Source organism: Nostoc sp. T09 (assembly GCF_002154695.1).
Classification (GTDB): domain Bacteria; phylum Cyanobacteriota; class Cyanobacteriia; order Cyanobacteriales; family Nostocaceae; genus Aulosira.
Genome location: NZ_MTAV01000198.1, coordinates 1 through 1,954, shown reverse-complemented (window position 1 = coordinate 1,954; position 1,954 = coordinate 1). Strand labels below are relative to the sequence as shown.

General features: G+C 39.2%; 1 protein-coding gene. It reads left to right on the top strand.

The window, feature by feature from the left end; all coding sequences use genetic code 11:
* Positions 1-744 precede the first annotated feature (744 nt).
* On the top strand, positions 745-1,167 hold the full coding sequence (locus tag BV372_RS30670) for a response regulator (RefSeq protein WP_086690666.1): 423 nt from the start codon (positions 745-747) through the stop codon (positions 1,165-1,167).
* The last annotated feature ends 787 nt before the right edge of the window (positions 1,168-1,954 follow it).

Here is a 1,954-nt window from a genome sequence, read left to right as displayed (position 1 = left end):
ACCCAGGAGTCAGAAGTCAGAATTTAGAGGTAATCTAGTAGATTAGTAAATTGATTTATCTAATATTTTTCCTCATTCTTTAACCCTTCTGGCTCCTGAATTCTGGCTCCTAAATTCTTACATTTCCCCCTATCCCCTGCATTCAAAATGATGTTTTTTTTATTTGGAAGTCCCTTACAAGGGGCAGCATGATCTTAATCACATTCTCTTGTTAGAAGACTATTTAAAATTTATCTTCTGACTTATTCATTTAGTTAGGTGAAAGCCTTTACTAAACATTTGATAATAAAGAATCAATAACTGGTGTAAGTCTCTACATGAGAACTGGAGTTTTTCAAAAGGGAACAGTGAACGGGGAAGAGTAGAGGATTTGGGGACAAAACCCAATCTAGAAAAAACTATGGTTTTCAAAGTAGACGCGGTTTAAAATATTTCTTACTTATATGTGGAGTATAAAATACTACTATTTTCAAAAAATATTGCGACAGCTGGAAATGTGAAACGCTTATCTACTTGAAAAGTTTGCTCAAGTCAGGAAACCAGCCCACGCAACGCCAGTTGCTACATCGGAGGTTCCCTCCGATGTAGCAACTGGTTAAACTTGTTGCAAAATTCATACTGCTATAAGTCCAAGCTTAATCTACTGATTTGATTGTGTACAAATAATTTTCTCGTCTGGTTGTGTCAGAGTTCTCTTCTCTCAACCTGCGAGTGGAATTTGAGAGAGGAAAAATCAGGTGACAAATGAACGACAAAAAAAAGGCACAGGCGACTATCCTGCTAATTGAACAGGATGATGAGACACGCCCTCTTCTTAGATATAATCTTTACAGTCATGGTTTCCGTGCAATTGTAGCACTAGACGAAGAAGATGCGATCGCACGAGCATGTTATGAGCGCGATCGCCCTAACCTAATTTTGCTCAATCAGGTTGATCTGTCGATACCACAGTTCATTAAAATGGGGCAGCGCATACGCCAAAATGCAGTGTTACCCAGCCATACACCGATTGTAGTTATGGCTGAGGAATACGGAATAGATATGGAAGGCAAGAACGTTAAAGTTGGCGACAGTGAATATGTGGTTTACCTAGAAGATGCACAGCAGTTGATAAATTTTCTGCGCCATCTTTGCTTTGTGCACACGCAACCTCAATTAGAAAATTAATATGGTCAGCACACAAACTCAGACAAATCCTAACTCCAAAGTAGATCGTTTAATGAGCGATCGCGTTTCCTCAGATGCTTCTCTTGCTTTTTTATAAGTCTGAAGGAAACAAGTACGTAATATAGGACTCATATTTGATTTCTGAAAAAATCTAAGTATATGTAGGGTGAGCATTGCCCACCAAAACCCGGATACAGCAGTGGGCAATGCCCACCTACGTATCATTTCAAAAATCAAATCCGATTGCTATACCAATTCTCTAAAATTCGGCAACAAATTCAAATTTAGAAACCTAGATTCTGTCCGACTTTTGTAATTCCGAATTATGAATTGGTATTACGTCAGCGTGGAGTGCATCCCAGTTTTTATTTAGTAGCAATAAAAAATTATTTGTCATTAAACTTCTTGCACAAATATTTATTAGCCTGAATTTTTAACATAAAAACTAGTTTTTACTTAATTTAAAGTATTTAGCCTGCGGAGGCAGGCTTTGTTTGTCTAGCCCCAGACTTCAAGTCTGAGGGCATGATTGGATTCATGCAAGATGTCTATTGCAAGGAGGAACGACGTTCGCGTAGAGTCTCGTAGAGAAGCGATCGCATAGACTTGCTCTTGGTTAGGGATTCTGCGATTGCTTCACTTTGTTTCGTACCCTGCGGGAAGGCGTTCCGCCAACGCAATAAAGTAGGATGCTCCCGTCAGCTTGTTTCCTGATTCGGCTTTTTTGTAATAACCCAAGTTGCGGGTTATCGAATGATGTGTGCTTGTCACCCCTCAACAATTTATG

Excerpts from the sequence above, each read along its gene's own strand:
- BV372_RS30670 (WP_086690666.1), top strand. The coding sequence starts at position 745 with ATGAACGACAAAAAAAAGGCACAGGCGACTATCCTGCTAATTGAACAG.